This is a genomic window from Ruegeria sp. AM9 (assembly GCF_056540565.1).
On sequence record NZ_JBQFWY010000002.1, the window covers coordinates 1 to 14,233 of the forward strand.

The following is a 14,233-nucleotide window of genomic DNA, read 5'->3' on the forward strand; positions in this document are numbered from 1 at the left end:
GATAATAAACACCCGTCACACCGCCGGTGCCAATGGTGATGAATTCCTCCGCATACGCCGCCGGAGCCATAAAGGCCGCAGTAACAACCGCGCCGAGGCTAAGCTTGCTGCTGTTTTTCATTTTTGAGAACTCCCAATTCTTATGGTGGATGGGAAATCGTCCAGCGTCTCCCCCTCCAGGGCCCCCGCCGATAAGGCAAGCCTGAACCCGTTGCAACGGGGCCAAGCGCCTGAATTTCCAAAATCTCCCAACATCTTCGACGTTTCATTCAGACACTCAACTTGTCAACCCCTGCGCCTCTGTTGATGCGTTCAATCCGCAGATTTGAGGCGAGTTCCAAAAGTTTCCCCGCTTATCCGGCTGAATGCACCCTGTCAGCTTAGACGCTTGTTCCGCGGGGTCGCGAGACCTTCCAAACTTTGCAAACCCGACTGAAACCGCCATTTGGCGTAATGAAGGGCAGTTTTGACTGTGGCCGATTACAACACGCCAAAACAATCTGCATTGCCATTGAATCGTCGAATTTCGTAGACAAGCTGCAAGGGTATTTGCAGCAAAGACAAAATTATGGCCTCGGACGACACCCCATTGAAAACTGAACATACCACTCAGGAATTGCCGCCCGATTACGTGCCGCCAAGGCCACCGCCGAAGAAAAGGCTGCCCCTGAAGCTGATATTCATCTGCACCGCCGTCGCCGCCGTTCTGGTCTTGGCAAGCAATCTCATTGAAGGCCCAAAGACACTTCATCCCTTGGGGCGGGCTGGACCCACCTACACCAGCGGTGACGTGACTTGGCAAAGCTTCGATCCAACCTGGACCACATTGCAGGGGGAACACGCGCTGGATATGAACGTGAACTTCTTACGTGTCCGGGGCTCCGAGGAACCTCAACACACCCTGGACGGAGAGTTTCTAAGGGCGGTGTGTGGGTCTGTTTTGACACGGTTACCCAATCCACCCCAAGGGGTAACCCGGACCGATATCTACCGCCTCGGCTTCCGCTTCGTCGATGCCGAGGACAAGAAACTGACAGATATTTTTCCTGTAGCGGTGCAGGACGGGGCATGTCTAAGCCATGACGAACAGGTGATGTTCACATGGGCCTTTCCCGGTTCGCTGAAAGGTTGGTCCCCGGTAAACTATGACAAAGAAAAAGATGGCAAAGTAACAATGACCTTCGGACGTCGCGGTGAAACACGGGTTCCTTATGATCAGGTCGATCTCAGGCTTGCGTGCAGACTGTTATTCCAGGATGCCTCTGATCAAATGCGTCAGATATTGGACGGGGCCAAACATCTTACAGTCAGAATCGTAAAGGGATTCACAAACTCGGTCGCTTGGGTCGGACTGCACAGAGAGCAGAGCTTTCAGATCATCAATGACGACTGCTTTCCAGAGGGCAACGTTCTGGACGGTTAGCAAGGCCAAGCGCTGGTAGCCGTGAAACATCTGCAGGATTACGTGGTGCCCAAGGAGAGACTCGAACTCTCACGATGTTGCCATCGGGGGATTTTGAATCCCCTGCGTCTACCATTCCGCCACTTGGGCCACGAACACTGGATTAGCGTCCATGACCGGGAAGGTCCAGAGGCAAAAACCAACCCAAATCCGTTTTGTTTTCACTGCGGTGGTTGACGCCTCAGCGGGCGCATGGTTTGGCTTGCGCTAGGTTAGAACAGGATTTTAGCACCAGATGTTGCGCTCGCTCTATGACTGGACCATTCGTCTGGCCGAACATCCGCACGCCCTGTGGGCGCTGGCTTTCGTCGCCTTTATCGAAAGCTCGGTCTTTCCGATCCCGCCGGATGTGCTGATGATTCCGATGATCCTAGCCCGCCCGTCGCGCGCGTGGCTGATTGCAACGGTCGCTCTGGTTGCATCGGTTCTGGGTGGCTTGTTGGGCTATGCCATCGGGGCGTTCTTCTACGAAAGTATCGGCCAGCCGATTCTGGAATCCATGGGCAAGGCGCACGCCATGGAAGAATTCAACACCCGCTTCAACGATTTCGGCTTCTGGGCCGTTCTGGGCGCCGGTGTCACCCCCTTCCCCTACAAGGTCATCACCATCATGTCTGGCTGGACCGGGATGCCGTTGGGCACCTTCATCGCCACCTCAATCCTGGCCCGCGCGCTGCGCTTTTTCGTGGTCGCCGGGCTGCTTTGGGGCTTCGGAGAACCGATCCGGGCCTTCATTGAAAAGCGTCTGGGCCTTATGTTCACGCTGTTCGTCGTGCTTCTGTTCGGCGGGTTCCTTGCGGTGAGATACCTATGACACGCAAAAACACTCTGGTCCTGATCGCAAGCTGCGGGTCTTTGGCGCTGCTGCTTGGCGCGTGGGGTTTTCAACATCTTGGCGGCATGGCGCCCTGCAAGATGTGCATCTGGCAGCGGTATCCACATGGCGCGGCCATTCTGATCGGTGCCGTGGCTTTGGTCCTGCCGCGCGTAAATCTGCTGCCACTGCTGGGCGCACTCGCCGCCCTGACAACCGCAGCAATCGGTGTATTCCACGCCGGGGTCGAGCAAAAATGGTGGGAAGGCCCCACAAGCTGTACCTCCGGCGATATCGGTGGCTTGTCGACGCAAGAGTTGATGGATCAGATCATGTCCGCCCCGCTGGTGCGCTGCGATGACATACCGTGGCAAATGATGGGCATTTCGATGGCCGGGTGGAACGCCATCCTGTCGGGCGTTCTGGTACTGGTCTGGATCGCCGCGTGGCGGGCGGGCCGTTAGAACTCGTCCAGTTCCGCATCCCAATAGAGAAAGTCGATCCAGCTGTCATGCAGGTGGTTCGGTGGGAACTTGCGCCCGATATTCCTCAGAACCTCGGCATCGGGTTGACGCGGCGGTTTTCGCAAGGTCATTCCCGCTTGCCTCAGTGATTTCGACCCCTTTCTCAGGTTGCAGGGGCTGCACGCCGCCACCACGTTCTGCCAGCTTGTGACGCCGCCAGCGGCCCGCGGTACCACGTGGTCAAAGGTCAGATCTCCCTTGCTGCCGCAGTACTGACAGCGGAATTCGTCCCTCAGAAATAAATTAAAGCGCGTGAAGGCCACGCGCTTTCTGGGTTTTACATAATCTTTCAGGACAACAACCGACGGTATTCGTATCTCGGTACTCGGGCTTCGGACGACCTCGTCGTACTCGGCCACGATGTCCACCCTATCCAGCCAGGCCGCCTTGATCGCCTCTTGCCACGGCCACAGGGACAACGGGTAATAGGACAAGGGGCGATAATCGGCGTTCAAAACCAATGCCGGATGATGCTTTAGCGCACCGGGTTCCCTGACAAATTCGGTCCTGAAGTCTCCATCCATATCAGAATCGCTCCTCGCTCTGCTCTGCCCGTTTTGACATCAGAGCGGGGAACACCCGCCCCGGCCTTAACTTAACTATATATCGTGTTAAAACTCTGACAAGCCCTGATTTTCCACAATATCTCGGGTGTTGGTTAAGGTGAATCCGTAACATTTGCGTGACAGTTATCCACAGGTTGCACCAATGTGGCCTGCGGGCTATGGCGAGAGACATGAGCTGGTTCATCCGATTCAACAAACCTTTCGACGTGCTGCCGCAGTTTACCGACCGCGCCAATGCGGAGTCGCCGCGCAGCACTTTGTCGGATTACATCGACCTGCCCGGTGTCTATCCGGCCGGGCGGCTGGACCGGGACAGCGAGGGGTTGATGCTGCTGACCGACAACGGGCGGCTGCAGGCGCAGATCTCCGACCCCAAGCACAAGATGCCCAAAACCTACTGGGTTCAGGTCGAGGGTCTGCCGGACGCCGCCGCGCTAAACGCCCTGCGCGACGGGGTCGAGTTGAAGGACGGAAAGACACGCCCGGCCAAGGCGCGATTGATGGAGGAACCCGAGGGGCTGTGGCCACGCAACCCTCCGATCCGGGTGCGCCAAACGGTACCCGATTGCTGGATCGAACTGACACTACGCGAGGGCCGCAACCGTCAGGTGCGGCGGATGACGGCAGCTGTGGGCCACCCGACACTGCGCTTGATCCGCGCCCGGATCGGCGACTGGTCCCTGGATGGCCTTGACCCCGGCCAATGGGACAGCCTGCCTGCCCCGGCACTGAACTCCGCCCCACCGCGAAAACGGGACCGCCGCCCGCGCCGGTGACAAAAACCGCGTGTTGTGATATACTTACGGAATGAAAGTCACGCCGGACATACCCGCGCCCTCGGGTATTCTCGAGGCCGCGCTCTACGTCGATGACCTGGATGCGGCGGAACAGTTCTATGGCGAGATTCTGGCGCTGGAGAAAATCCAACGGGTTGCCGACCGGCACGTGTTCTTCCGTGTCGGTGGCTCGGTTCTGCTGCTGTTCAACGCGGAGGAAACCGAGAAGCCACCCGGCAATCCCGACCTTCCGGTCCCACCTCACGGCGCGCGCGGGCCGGGCCATGTCTGCCTGATCCTGACGCGTGATCAGATCCATGTGATGCGCAAACATCTGCTGGACTGGAACGTTCCTATGGATGCCGAGTTCGACTGGCCAAGCGGCGCACGCTCGCTTTACGTGCGCGACCCGTCCGGCAATTCCGTCGAGTTCGCCGAGGGTCATCTGTGGGATTGACGCGTCACCGCAGAGACTGCTTTTCACCGCCAACAACGCGGTAGATATCGCTTGAGACGACGCCGGCCTCAGCCAACACAGCCTGAAACACCGCCATATGCGGCGCTGCAAAATGAGCCTCCAAAACGGCCTGATCCTGCCATTCCTCATAGACGCGAAACCGTGTGGAATGCCCCAGAATCCGGCTGAACTCATAGACCAGACAGCCGGGTTCCTTCAACGTCTCGGCCACCATCGCCTGTGCGGCTTTGGCTGCTTTTTCAACGCCTTCGGGCGAAACCTCAACAGTTCCGGTCACGATCAACATGGGGCGTCCTTTCTCAGGTCAAACCGTTTGGTGATTCTGTCGACCGGTCTTCCGCCCCGCAACGGCACCCCGTAAGCGACCGAGTAGTCACGGAATCCCATTTTGTCATAGTAACCCAGCCCCATTCCGTTGTCGGCGCGAATGGTTGCGCTGATTGCGTTCAGCCCGACCCCGGCGGCGTATTTGGCCGTTTCCGCGAACAGCGCGCGCCCGGCCCCTTTCAGCACGGGTGCGCGGCGGGTGAAGGTTGCAATATCTCCGCAATCCTCAGGCAGCGCATCATGCGTTCCCAGCCATTGGAAGCCCGCCACCTCACCCTGATCGTCCAGGGCAACGTGACAGCAAATCATGTCCGATCCACCAAGGTAACTTTGCGCAAACAGCGCGTCGGAGAACGGAATTTCCAACGCGGTCGAGCCTCCGATCTCGATGATATCGTTGAGGATGCGGCAAGCCGCACTGACATCTTCGGGCATCATGGGGCGGACCGCGATCATGGTCACAAGCTCAACTTATCGCGCATGAAGGCCAGCGCGACGCTCAGGCCGTCGGGTGCGATACCGTGGCCAGTGCCCTTCATCACATGCGCATAGATTTCCTTGAAATCCGCCGCCTGCAGGGCTTCGGCGGCTTCAGGCAGCGATTGTGGCGGCACCACGTCGTCGGAGTCCCCATGCACCAGAAGGATTGGCATCCGGCTGACGGTCTCATCGGGCAGCAGATCGGGCTCCAGCAACCGGCCTGAAAACGCAACAATCCCGGCCACCGGGTCTTCGCGGCGCGGGGCGACATGCAGGCTCATCATGGTGCCTTGTGAGAATCCGAACAGAACCACCTGCTCGGGCAGCACGTCTTCGTCCACCATCAGCGCGTCGAGGAAGGCATTGAAGTCTTCGACCGCCATTTCCATGCCGCGCCGCGCTTCTTCCTCGGACGAGCCGTCAATCCACGGGATCGGGAACCACTGAAAGCCGTTTGGCATTCCGGGAATCTGTTCGGGCGCATCCGGGGCAACGAACAACGTATCCGGCAGGTGTTCACCCAGCGGATCGGCCAGACCCAGCAAATCGGCGCCATTGGCCCCATAGCCGTGCACGAACACCACGACCGAGCGCGTGTCGCCCGAAACCGGCTCTTTTCGGAGCGCATTCAAAACCCGTGTCATCTGATCCCTTCTCGTTCTTTGGCCACCCGGTAATAGGCCCACAAAACCCGCGCCGCAACCGACCGCCACGGCGACCAGGCCTCGGCCATCTGTCGCAGTTCCTTGTCGGTCGGACGTTTGGGCAGGTCATAAAGGATCCGCGCGGCCTCTTGCAGCGCCAGATCGCCCGGCGCGATCACGTCGGCGCGGCCCAGCGAGAACATCGCGTAGATCTCGGCGGTCCAGACGCCAATGCCCGGCACTTCAGTCAACGTCGCAACAACATCTGCATTAGGAGCATCGCGTAAGGCCTTGTAATCAATTCGCGCCTCAGCCAGCGCACGGGCATACCGGATTTTTTGGCGGCTCAGCCCCACGGCGCGCAAATCGTCATCGGTTGCCCACATGATCTTGCGCGGTCCGGTGAGCTTGGCATCCAGCAACCGCTTCCAGATCGCATTGGCCGAGGCGACGCTAACCTGTTGGCTGACAATCGCGCTCAATAACTGCGCAAACCCGTCCGGACGGCGGCGCAGGGGCAACGGTCCGGTTTGCTCCATCGCCCAAGCCATACGCGGACACGTTTCGGCCAGCCACGTCGCGCCTTCCGACACACATTCGTTGGTTTCGATGATACGTCCTACGGACATGCGCGCTCCGGGCTGATGATCACGTGCACGTTAGGCTGCTTTGCCGCATATGCAACCCGCTTGTGCGGCTGAGTTTTCGCGGATACCCATAGGCCCATGACACTGACCGCCGCCACCCCGGACAACAGCCAAGCCAAACGCAACGTCGCCGTATTGGTGGCGGCGCAAGCCGTGCTGGGGTCTCAGATGCCGATGATCTTCATCGTTGGCGGGCTTGCAGGTCAGTCGCTGGCGACCAATCCCTGTCTGGCCACCCTACCCATTTCGCTGATCGTTCTGGGCTCGATGCTGGCGGCCACGCCGGTTTCGGCGATCATGCAGCGTTGGGGGCGGCGTGCCGGTTTTCTGGTCGGCGCCACCGCCGGCGCCTGTGGCGGTTTGGTAGGCGCATATGGCCTGTATCTGGGTTCGTTCCCGATCTTCCTGCTGGGCAGCCTGCTAACCGGCATCTACATGAGCGCCCACGGATTCTACCGCTTTGCCGCCGCTGACACCGCGTCGGATGCATTCCGCCCCAAGGCTATCTCTTACGTTATGGCCGGTGGTCTGGCTGCGGCCATCATCGGGCCGCAGATCGTCAAGCTGACCTCGACCGCCTATGTGATCCCGTTCCTAGGAACATACATGGCGGTAATCGCGCTGAATGTCGTTGGCTCGGCTCTGTTCTTCTTTCTGGATATTCCAACACCGCCAAAAGCCGAGGAAGGCGCACCAACGGGACGGTCCCGTCTGGAAATGCTGAAGACGCCGCGCATCGCCGTGGCCATCATCTGCGCCATGGTGTCTTACGCGCTGATGAACCTTGTGATGACCTCGACCCCGCTGGCGGTAGTGGGCTGTGGGTTCAGCGCAAATGACGCCGCCGACGTGGTCACCAGCCACGTGCTGGCAATGTATGTGCCCAGCTTTTTCACCGGTCAGCTCATCGCGCGTTTTGGGGTCGAGAAAATCGTCGCCCTTGGCCTTGCTATTCTGGCTGGCGCGGGCGTGGTTGCCCTGCAAGGTGTCGAGTTGGGCAATTTTTTCGTCGCCCTGATCCTGCTGGGGGTTGGTTGGAACTTTGGCTTTATTGGAGCCACGACCATGCTGGCCGCCTCGCATGACGTGAATGAACGCGGCCGGATGCAGGGCCTGAACGATCTGCTGGTGTTTGGCGGCGTCACGCTTGCATCACTGGCCTCGGGCGGATTGATGAACTGTTCGGGCGGCTCCGCGGTCGAGGGCTGGACGGCGGTGAACCTCGCCATGATCCCGCTGCTGACGCTGGCGGGCGGCGCGCTGCTGTGGCTGGTTCTGAAACCGTCCGAGGCGGAAACAGTCTGACCCTACCAGCGCCCGCTCGCTGCGGTCCACATCAGCGATAGCCTGCGGCGAATTTCACCCTGCGCCAAATCCCCGGCGGCCACGCGATCCGGGCGGGCCACGGTCTGCCGCAGAACCCATTCCGCCTGCCACCCGGCGTAAAGCGCGGACCGGGCAACCGCCGAGACAGCAGACACACTGGAGCGCGCCCGTTGAAGCCGCTCCAGCGCCTTCTGCGCCAGTGTCCGCACGCCATCGGGCGTGCCGTCGAGCAAAGGAATACGGCCCCGTGCTTCGAGATCGGGAATGGCGCGAAGCCAGTTCGCCACGCCAACGCCATAACCGAAGTCACGCAAAACGCCCTCGTCCGCAGCGCCCAAAACCTGCGCCGACGCAACCATCAACGACCCGGCTGAGTGGTTGATATAGGCGTCGAAATGCGCCTCATCCTCAAACGGATCGCGGTAAATGTCCCAGCGCCTGACGGCCACATACTCATCCAGCATCGCAGCAAGATGCGGTGACAGAACCTGCGCCAGAGGCGTCACGACTTCGTGCCTGCGCACAGGTTTCCCCTCGGCAATCTCCTGCAGCGCATCGCGCCACCATTGCAGGCGCATCTCGGCGATCATCGCCTCTTGCGTGACCCAAGGGGCGCGCGCGACCTTGACATTCAGCGCGTAGAGCGGAAACAACAGCGGCCGCACCGAGACGGGTGCCGCCATCACCGCCATGAACCGGTCGGGATCGGCACGATGCACCAGTTCTGCGCAAGCCTTGACGTCGTCGTTGAATTCCACGGTCACTCGGCTACCGCCGTCTGCGATCCGCAATCGCGTACCAGTTTCCACTGGATCGCATCCAGCAACGCCTCGAACGAGGCGTCGACTATGTTCGCACTGACGCCCACGGTCGACCACCGCCGCCCCCGCCCGTCTTCGCTGTCGATGATCACGCGGGTTACCGCTTCGGTCCCACCCTGAGTGATGCGCACCTTGAAATCGACCAGTTTCATATCGGCCAAAATCTGCGAGTACTGCCCCAGATCCTTCGAAAGCGCCTTGGCCAGTGCGTTCACCGGCCCCCGGTCGCTGCCGTTTTCATCCATGGACTCACTGACCGAGAGCTTCTTTTCCCCGTCGACCTTCACGACAACCACAGCCTCGGACAGGCTGACCATCTTGTTGTACTTGTTCTTGCGCCGCTCAACAGTGACTTTGTAGCGCTTGACCTCGAAGAACTCGGGCAATTGCTCCAGCTCATCGCGCGCCAGCAGTTCAAAGCTGGCTTGCGCGGTGTCATAGGAATACCCCTCAGCCTCGCGCTGTTTGATCCGGTCCAGAATGCGCCCCAACGCCGGGTCGCCCTTTTCGACGACCAGACCGGCCTCGTTCAGGCGTTTGCGCAGGTTCGATTGCCCCGCTTGGTTCGACATCGGAATGATCCGCGCATTCCCGACCGCGCCCGGCTCGACATGTTCATAGGTCGACGGGTCCTTGAGGATCGCGCTGGCGTGCAGCCCCGCCTTATGAGCAAAGGCCGAAGCTCCGACATAGGCCGATTGCTTGCTGGGAACCCGGTTCAGGATATCGTCCAGCATCCGGCTGATGCGGGTCAGACCACCCAGCGCCTGCAAGCTGACCCCTGTCTCAAAACCCGTGGCATAGGGGGTCTTCAACAACAGCGTCGGGATCAGCGCCGTCAGGTTGGCGTTGCCGCAACGCTCACCCAATCCGTTCAGAGTACCCTGAATCTGCCGCGCCCCCGCATCGACAGCGGCCAGAGAACAGGCCACCGCGTTTTCGGTGTCGTTATGGGTGTGAATGCCCAACCGATCCCCCGGCAGCCCTGCAGCAATCACCTCGGACACGATCCGCGACACCTCAGCCGGCAGCGCGCCGCCATTGGTGTCACACAACACAACCCATCGTGCGCCAGCGTCCAAAGCGGCCCGGCACACCTGGACCGCGTAACCGGGATTGTCCTTGTAGCCGTCAAAAAAATGCTCGGCATCGAACAGCGCCTCACGCCCCTGCGCCACGATATGCGCGACCGAGGCGCGAACATTCTCGACATTCTCCTCCAGCGAGATTCCAAGCGCATGGGTGACGTGGTAGTCATGCGATTTGCCAACCAGACAGACGGCCTGCGTCCCCGCATTCATCACCGCGGCCAGAACATCGTCATTCTCGGCCGACCGACCCGACCGTTTGGTCATGCCAAACGCGGTCAGACGGGCCGAGGTCTTTGGCGCGACCTCGAAAAACGCGCTGTCCGTCGGATTCGCCCCGGGCCAGCCGCCTTCGATATAGTCCACGCCCAGCTCGTCCAGAGCCTGCGCGATCTGAACCTTTTCGGCGGTAGAGAATTGCACACCCTGCGTTTGCTGCCCGTCGCGCAGGGTCGTGTCGTAAAGGTACAGCCGTTCCTTTGACATCACACCTCCTCCAGCTTGGCCGCGTCAAACCCGGCACCGGGCACCAGTTCGACCCCGTCCTTGCTCATGCGAACTTCCAAACCGGCGGCGATATATGCGGCCTTCAGGCGGTCCACTTCCGAGAAATCCTTGCTCTGCATCGCAACGACCCGCGCATCCGCCAACCGGCTCGCATGAGCAGACAGATCCACCGAAGCGGTATCCGCCCACGCGCCCATCTCGTCAGACAAGAGCCCCACCAACTGCGCACTCGCCAGCAGCCCCGCCGCATCCCCATCCGCAGCCAGACGGTAAAGCTCGGCCAAAGCGCCCGCCGTGTTCAGGTCGTCACTCAGCGCAGCGACTACTGCGGGCGCCGCGCTGGCGGCGGGCTCGATGCCCGCTGTCAGCGCCCGCCACTTGCGCAGTGTCGCCTCGGCCTCGCGTGCCTTTTTCTCAGTCCAGTCCATCGGCTTGCGATAGTGAGTTTGCAGGAAGACAAAGCGGATCACTTCGCCCGGAACGCCCTGTTCCAACAGGTCGTGAACGGTGAAGAAATTGCCCAGAGATTTGGACATCTTCCTACCTTCTACCTGCAACATCTCATTGTGCAGCCAGACCCGCGCAAACTCCCCTTCGGGATGCGCGCAGCAGCTTTGCGCAATTTCATTCTCATGGTGCGGAAACATCAGGTCGTTGCCGCCACCGTGAATGTCAAAGCTGTCGCCCAGCAGTTCATAGCTCATGGCCGAGCATTCGATGTGCCAGCCCGGTCGCCCCCGGCCCCAGGGACTGTCCCAGCCTGGCAACTCATCGGTCGAGGGTTTCCACAGCACAAAATCCATCGGGTTCTTTTTGTAAGGCGCGACCTCAACCCGCGCGCCTGCGATCATGTCATCGACGGACCGACCGGACAGAGCGCCATACTTCTCTTTCCAGCTATCCACGGCAAACAGGACATGCCCCTCGGCTGCGTAGGCGTGGCCCTTCTCGATCAGCCCTTCGATCATAGCGATCATCTGGTCGATATATTGCGTAGCGCGCGGCATCTCGTTTGGTTCCAATGCCCCCAGCGCGCCCATATCATGCAGATACCAGCCAATGGTCTCGTCCGAACGCTCCTGCACCAATTGTTCCAACGTGCCCGCAGCACCAGCCTGCTGTCGAGCCAGCGCGGTTGCGTTGATCTTGTCGTCCACGTCGGTGAAATTGCGCACATAGGTCACGTGATCCGCGCCATACGTGTGCCGCAGCAAGCGATAGAGCACATCAAACACCACCACCGGTCGTGCATTTCCCAGATGAGCGCGGTCATAGACGGTCGGTCCGCAGACATACATCCGCACATTGTCGGCGCTGATCGGAACGAAATCCTCTTTCGTCCGCGTCCGGGTGTTGTGCAGTTTGATCGTCGTCATCGGTCAGCTCCTAAAGACAGCGTGGCTTCTCGCGTTGGCGCGGGCTTAGCAACTTGTCTCAGGGATGAAAACGAAAGAAACCGGCCCGCTTGATAAATCAGCAGGTAATGCAGCAGATAATGATGCAGGTCATACGGTTCATACTGTTCCAGTACCACGCAGACCGCTCTGCGCCAAGCCCCGAGTTCCACGCCCCGACGTCGCTGATTGACAATTTCCAATGCCTCTGGCCCTGTCTGCGCAAGACACCAGACGGAGACGGCTCATGAAACTGTCGCGGCGCATTACTCATCTGACCGAAGGCGGCAGCGACGGTTGGGACGTGTTCTATCGCGCCCGCCAGATGATCAGCGACGGCTACGCAGTGACCGAGCTGACGATTGGCGAGCACGACATCCGCACCGATGCGTCGATCCTTGAGGCGATGGATCTGTCCGCCCGGCAAGGTCACACCGGTTATGCGATGGTTCCCGGCACCGACCTGCTGCGCGACACAGTGGCCGCCCGGCTGCAGGCACGCACCGGAGTGCCCACCACGCGCCACAACGTATTGATCACGCCCGGTGGACAATCAGCGCTGTTTTCTGCCCATGTCGCGGTGTGTGATCCCGGCGACGTGGGGCTGTATCTCGACCCGTATTACGCCACCTACCCCGGCACGATCCGGGGGGCCGGAGCTGTGGCCCGATCAATCCAAACCACCGCCGAAGACGCGTTCCAGCCGCGCGCCGAACAGATCGAGGCCGCCGCCGATGGCGCGGTGTCTTTGCTGGTCAACACGCCGAACAACCCCACCGGTGTTGTGTATTCCCGCCAGACCCTCGAAGGGATCGCCAAGGTGTGCCGCCAGCGTGATCTCTGGCTGATTTCGGACGAGGTCTATGACACGCAGGTCTGGGAGGGAGAGCATATCTCGCCCCGTACCCTACCGGGCATGGCCGAGCGCACGCTGGTCGTTGGTTCAATGTCGAAATCCCACGCGATGACCGGGTCCCGCTGCGGCTGGATCGTCGGCCCCGAAAAGGTGATCTCGCATCTGATCAACCTCGCCACGCACACAACCTATGGCGTACCCGGATTTATCCAGGACGCCGCCAGTTTCGCACTGAACGCGGGCAACGATCTGGAGGAACAGATCGCCGACCCCTTCCGCCGACGCCGCGCGCTGGCGATTGGTATTCTCGAGGCGCAGAACACCATCGGACTGGTTCCGGCGCAGGGCGCGATGTATCTGATGCTGGATATCCGTGCCACCGGGCTCAGCGGTGATGGATTCGCCAACGCCCTTCTGGATACGCACGCGATTGCGGTTATGCCGGGTGAAAGTTTCGGGTCCGCAGCCGCAGGCCATATCCGTGTGGCAATGACGATTGACGACGACAGATTCGCAACCGCCCTGTCCACGATCTGTACCTTTGCGTCTGAATTGTCGGAACATCACTCCGCCGTTGGCTGACAGGCGTCAGAACCGGAAGGATGTGCGCAGGTTGAAAACACTCGCGTCCAGCCCGCCATCTGTCCGGGTGACGTCATCGAAATCCTGCCGCAATGCCTCACCGCTGATCACAAAGCGGTCGTTGATCGGATAGGCCACGCCGATTCCGTAGACGGCCGCCGTATCGTTGTCGACCGAAGCATCCAACCGGGCCGCGCCGACCACAACATATCCCAAGGCGCCGCCAAAATCATAGCCACCGCGAAGTTTCAGGCGGGTCATGCTGTCCAGACTGCCCTCGCCATCACTCAGGCCCAGGGACAGATGGTTGTATTCCAGTTCACCACCCAGAACAAAGCTGCCGAAGTCCCGGTCATAGCCGATATGAGGGCCAAAGGCCGTGTCGTTGCCGCTTGACCCGTTCGGGCCGTCGGCTTCTGCATATCCAAAGCTGAATCCGGCATAAGCCCCGGTCCAATCCTCAGCCATTGCGGGGGCTGCGATGCTCGCCACCAAAAAGAGGCAGACGACCTTAAGGGCTTTCATAAAACTCTCCTAAAGAACCTTCCGTCGGGACTTTGGTCTTTCGGGTCAACGTAACTTAGAAACTTGGTTCACGATCATTAAGATTCAATTGAGATCACGAACCACTCTTAAATAAGTGAAGGAACCATAACAGATTTCTGCCATAGCGGGAAAAATTCTTTTGAAACAAACAAACGCCGTGACACATGCATCACAGCTTCGCTTTTGAACTCTCAGGTCGCAAACAGGACAGAAAGCGCCGGTGCACGTCGGAATACTGACCGCCAATATGTGAGGACCCACATGCAAAACGAAGTTTGGAAGATCCGGCTGATCAGCCGCACCATCGGTGCGGATCGGGGCCGTGCGGCGCGTGGGCGGCCGCCCAAGGCGTGACACCCCTAGCCTCACGACGCCTTATTTACTGGATTCTGCCC

16 protein-coding genes and 1 tRNA gene are annotated in these 14,233 nt (G+C 60.0%); 7 read left to right on the plus strand and 10 right to left on the minus strand.

The features are described 5' to 3' along the window. Positions 1-568 precede the first annotated feature (568 nt). A complete protein-coding gene (locus ACR0DO_RS04830; protein ID WP_480556978.1) occupies positions 569-1,423 on the plus strand; it encodes a hypothetical protein in 855 nt (284 codons plus the stop codon). 43 nt (positions 1,424-1,466) lie between these two features. Here ACR0DO_RS04830 and ACR0DO_RS04835 read toward each other — a convergent pair. After that, positions 1,467-1,552: transfer RNA gene (locus ACR0DO_RS04835), tRNA-Leu, on the minus strand. Positions 1,553-1,697: 145 nt separating this feature from the next. Between ACR0DO_RS04835 and ACR0DO_RS04840 the strand changes: the two genes are divergently transcribed. Together ACR0DO_RS04840 and ACR0DO_RS04845 are read left to right on the plus strand one after the other, a co-directional pair. Further along, positions 1,698-2,276 (plus strand): YqaA family protein, encoded by a 579-nt coding sequence (locus ACR0DO_RS04840; protein WP_170443859.1) that lies wholly within the window; start codon positions 1,698-1,700, stop codon positions 2,274-2,276. Next, on the plus strand, positions 2,273-2,740 hold the full coding sequence (locus ACR0DO_RS04845; RefSeq protein ID WP_170443858.1) for a disulfide bond formation protein B: 468 nt from the start codon (positions 2,273-2,275) through the stop codon (positions 2,738-2,740). The genes ACR0DO_RS04840 and ACR0DO_RS04845 overlap by 4 nt, the downstream gene beginning before the upstream one ends. Here ACR0DO_RS04845 and ACR0DO_RS04850 read toward each other — a convergent pair. Beyond that, a complete protein-coding gene (locus ACR0DO_RS04850; protein WP_480556979.1) occupies positions 2,737-3,324 on the minus strand; it encodes an HNH endonuclease in 588 nt (195 codons plus the stop codon). The two genes, ACR0DO_RS04845 and ACR0DO_RS04850, sit on opposite strands and share 4 nt — an antisense overlap. 212 nt (positions 3,325-3,536) lie before the next feature. Between ACR0DO_RS04850 and ACR0DO_RS04855 the strand changes: the two genes are divergently transcribed. After that, positions 3,537-4,142, plus strand: a complete 606-nt coding sequence (locus ACR0DO_RS04855; protein WP_480556980.1) for an rRNA large subunit pseudouridine synthase E — start codon at positions 3,537-3,539, stop codon at positions 4,140-4,142. Positions 4,143-4,173: 31 nt separating this feature from the next. Further along, positions 4,174-4,599 (plus strand): VOC family protein, encoded by a 426-nt coding sequence (locus ACR0DO_RS04860; RefSeq protein WP_480556981.1) that lies wholly within the window; start codon positions 4,174-4,176, stop codon positions 4,597-4,599. A 4-nt stretch (positions 4,600-4,603) separates the two neighbouring features. Here the strand turns inward: ACR0DO_RS04860 and ACR0DO_RS04865 are convergent, their stop codons facing one another. The 4 genes from ACR0DO_RS04865 to ACR0DO_RS04880 are packed head-to-tail and all read right to left on the minus strand — an operon-like array spanning position 4,604 to position 6,700. Next, positions 4,604-4,906, minus strand: coding sequence for a putative quinol monooxygenase (locus ACR0DO_RS04865; RefSeq protein WP_480556983.1), 303 nt, complete (start codon positions 4,904-4,906; stop codon positions 4,604-4,606). Continuing rightward, positions 4,900-5,403 carry an N-acetyltransferase family protein gene (locus tag ACR0DO_RS04870; RefSeq protein WP_480556985.1) on the minus strand — a complete coding sequence of 168 codons (504 nt, stop codon included), beginning with the start codon at positions 5,401-5,403 and terminating at the stop codon, positions 4,900-4,902. The genes ACR0DO_RS04865 and ACR0DO_RS04870 overlap by 7 nt, the downstream gene beginning before the upstream one ends. 2 nt (positions 5,404-5,405) lie before the next feature. Next, positions 5,406-6,071 (minus strand): alpha/beta hydrolase, encoded by a 666-nt coding sequence (locus ACR0DO_RS04875; protein WP_480556986.1) that lies wholly within the window; start codon positions 6,069-6,071, stop codon positions 5,406-5,408. Next, positions 6,068-6,700, minus strand: coding sequence for a DNA-3-methyladenine glycosylase family protein (locus tag ACR0DO_RS04880; protein ID WP_480556987.1), 633 nt, complete (start codon positions 6,698-6,700; stop codon positions 6,068-6,070). Before ACR0DO_RS04880 ends, ACR0DO_RS04875 begins: the two co-directional genes overlap by 4 nt. A 96-nt stretch (positions 6,701-6,796) precedes the next feature. Here ACR0DO_RS04880 and ACR0DO_RS04885 point away from each other — a divergent pair, with 96 nt between their 5' ends. Continuing rightward, on the plus strand, positions 6,797-8,023 hold the full coding sequence (locus ACR0DO_RS04885) for an MFS transporter (protein ID WP_480556988.1): 1,227 nt from the start codon (positions 6,797-6,799) through the stop codon (positions 8,021-8,023). A gap of 2 nt (positions 8,024-8,025) precedes the next feature. Here the strand turns inward: ACR0DO_RS04885 and ACR0DO_RS04890 are convergent, their stop codons facing one another. Genes ACR0DO_RS04890 through cysS form a run of 3 tightly spaced genes read right to left on the minus strand, consistent with a single transcriptional unit; the run spans position 8,026 to position 11,836 of the window. Then, on the minus strand, positions 8,026-8,802 hold the full coding sequence (locus tag ACR0DO_RS04890; protein ID WP_480557467.1) for a squalene/phytoene synthase family protein: 777 nt from the start codon (positions 8,800-8,802) through the stop codon (positions 8,026-8,028). A 2-nt stretch (positions 8,803-8,804) separates the two neighbouring features. Beyond that, positions 8,805-10,439: a citramalate synthase gene (gene cimA, locus ACR0DO_RS04895; protein WP_480556989.1), complete on the minus strand. Its 1,635-nt coding sequence runs from the start codon at positions 10,437-10,439 to the stop codon at positions 8,805-8,807. Then, positions 10,439-11,836: a cysteine--tRNA ligase gene (gene cysS / locus ACR0DO_RS04900; protein ID WP_480556990.1), complete on the minus strand. Its 1,398-nt coding sequence runs from the start codon at positions 11,834-11,836 to the stop codon at positions 10,439-10,441. Before cysS ends, cimA begins: the two co-directional genes overlap by 1 nt. A gap of 265 nt (positions 11,837-12,101) precedes the next feature. Here cysS and ACR0DO_RS04905 point away from each other — a divergent pair, with 265 nt between their 5' ends. Further along, positions 12,102-13,292 carry a pyridoxal phosphate-dependent aminotransferase gene (locus tag ACR0DO_RS04905; RefSeq protein WP_480556991.1) on the plus strand — a complete coding sequence of 397 codons (1,191 nt, stop codon included), beginning with the start codon at positions 12,102-12,104 and terminating at the stop codon, positions 13,290-13,292. Between the two features lie 6 nt (positions 13,293-13,298). On the opposite strand, the gene ACR0DO_RS04910 is transcribed toward ACR0DO_RS04905, so the two are convergent. Then, positions 13,299-13,817, minus strand: coding sequence for an outer membrane protein (locus tag ACR0DO_RS04910; RefSeq protein WP_480556992.1), 519 nt, complete (start codon positions 13,815-13,817; stop codon positions 13,299-13,301). Positions 13,818-14,233 lie beyond the last annotated feature (416 nt).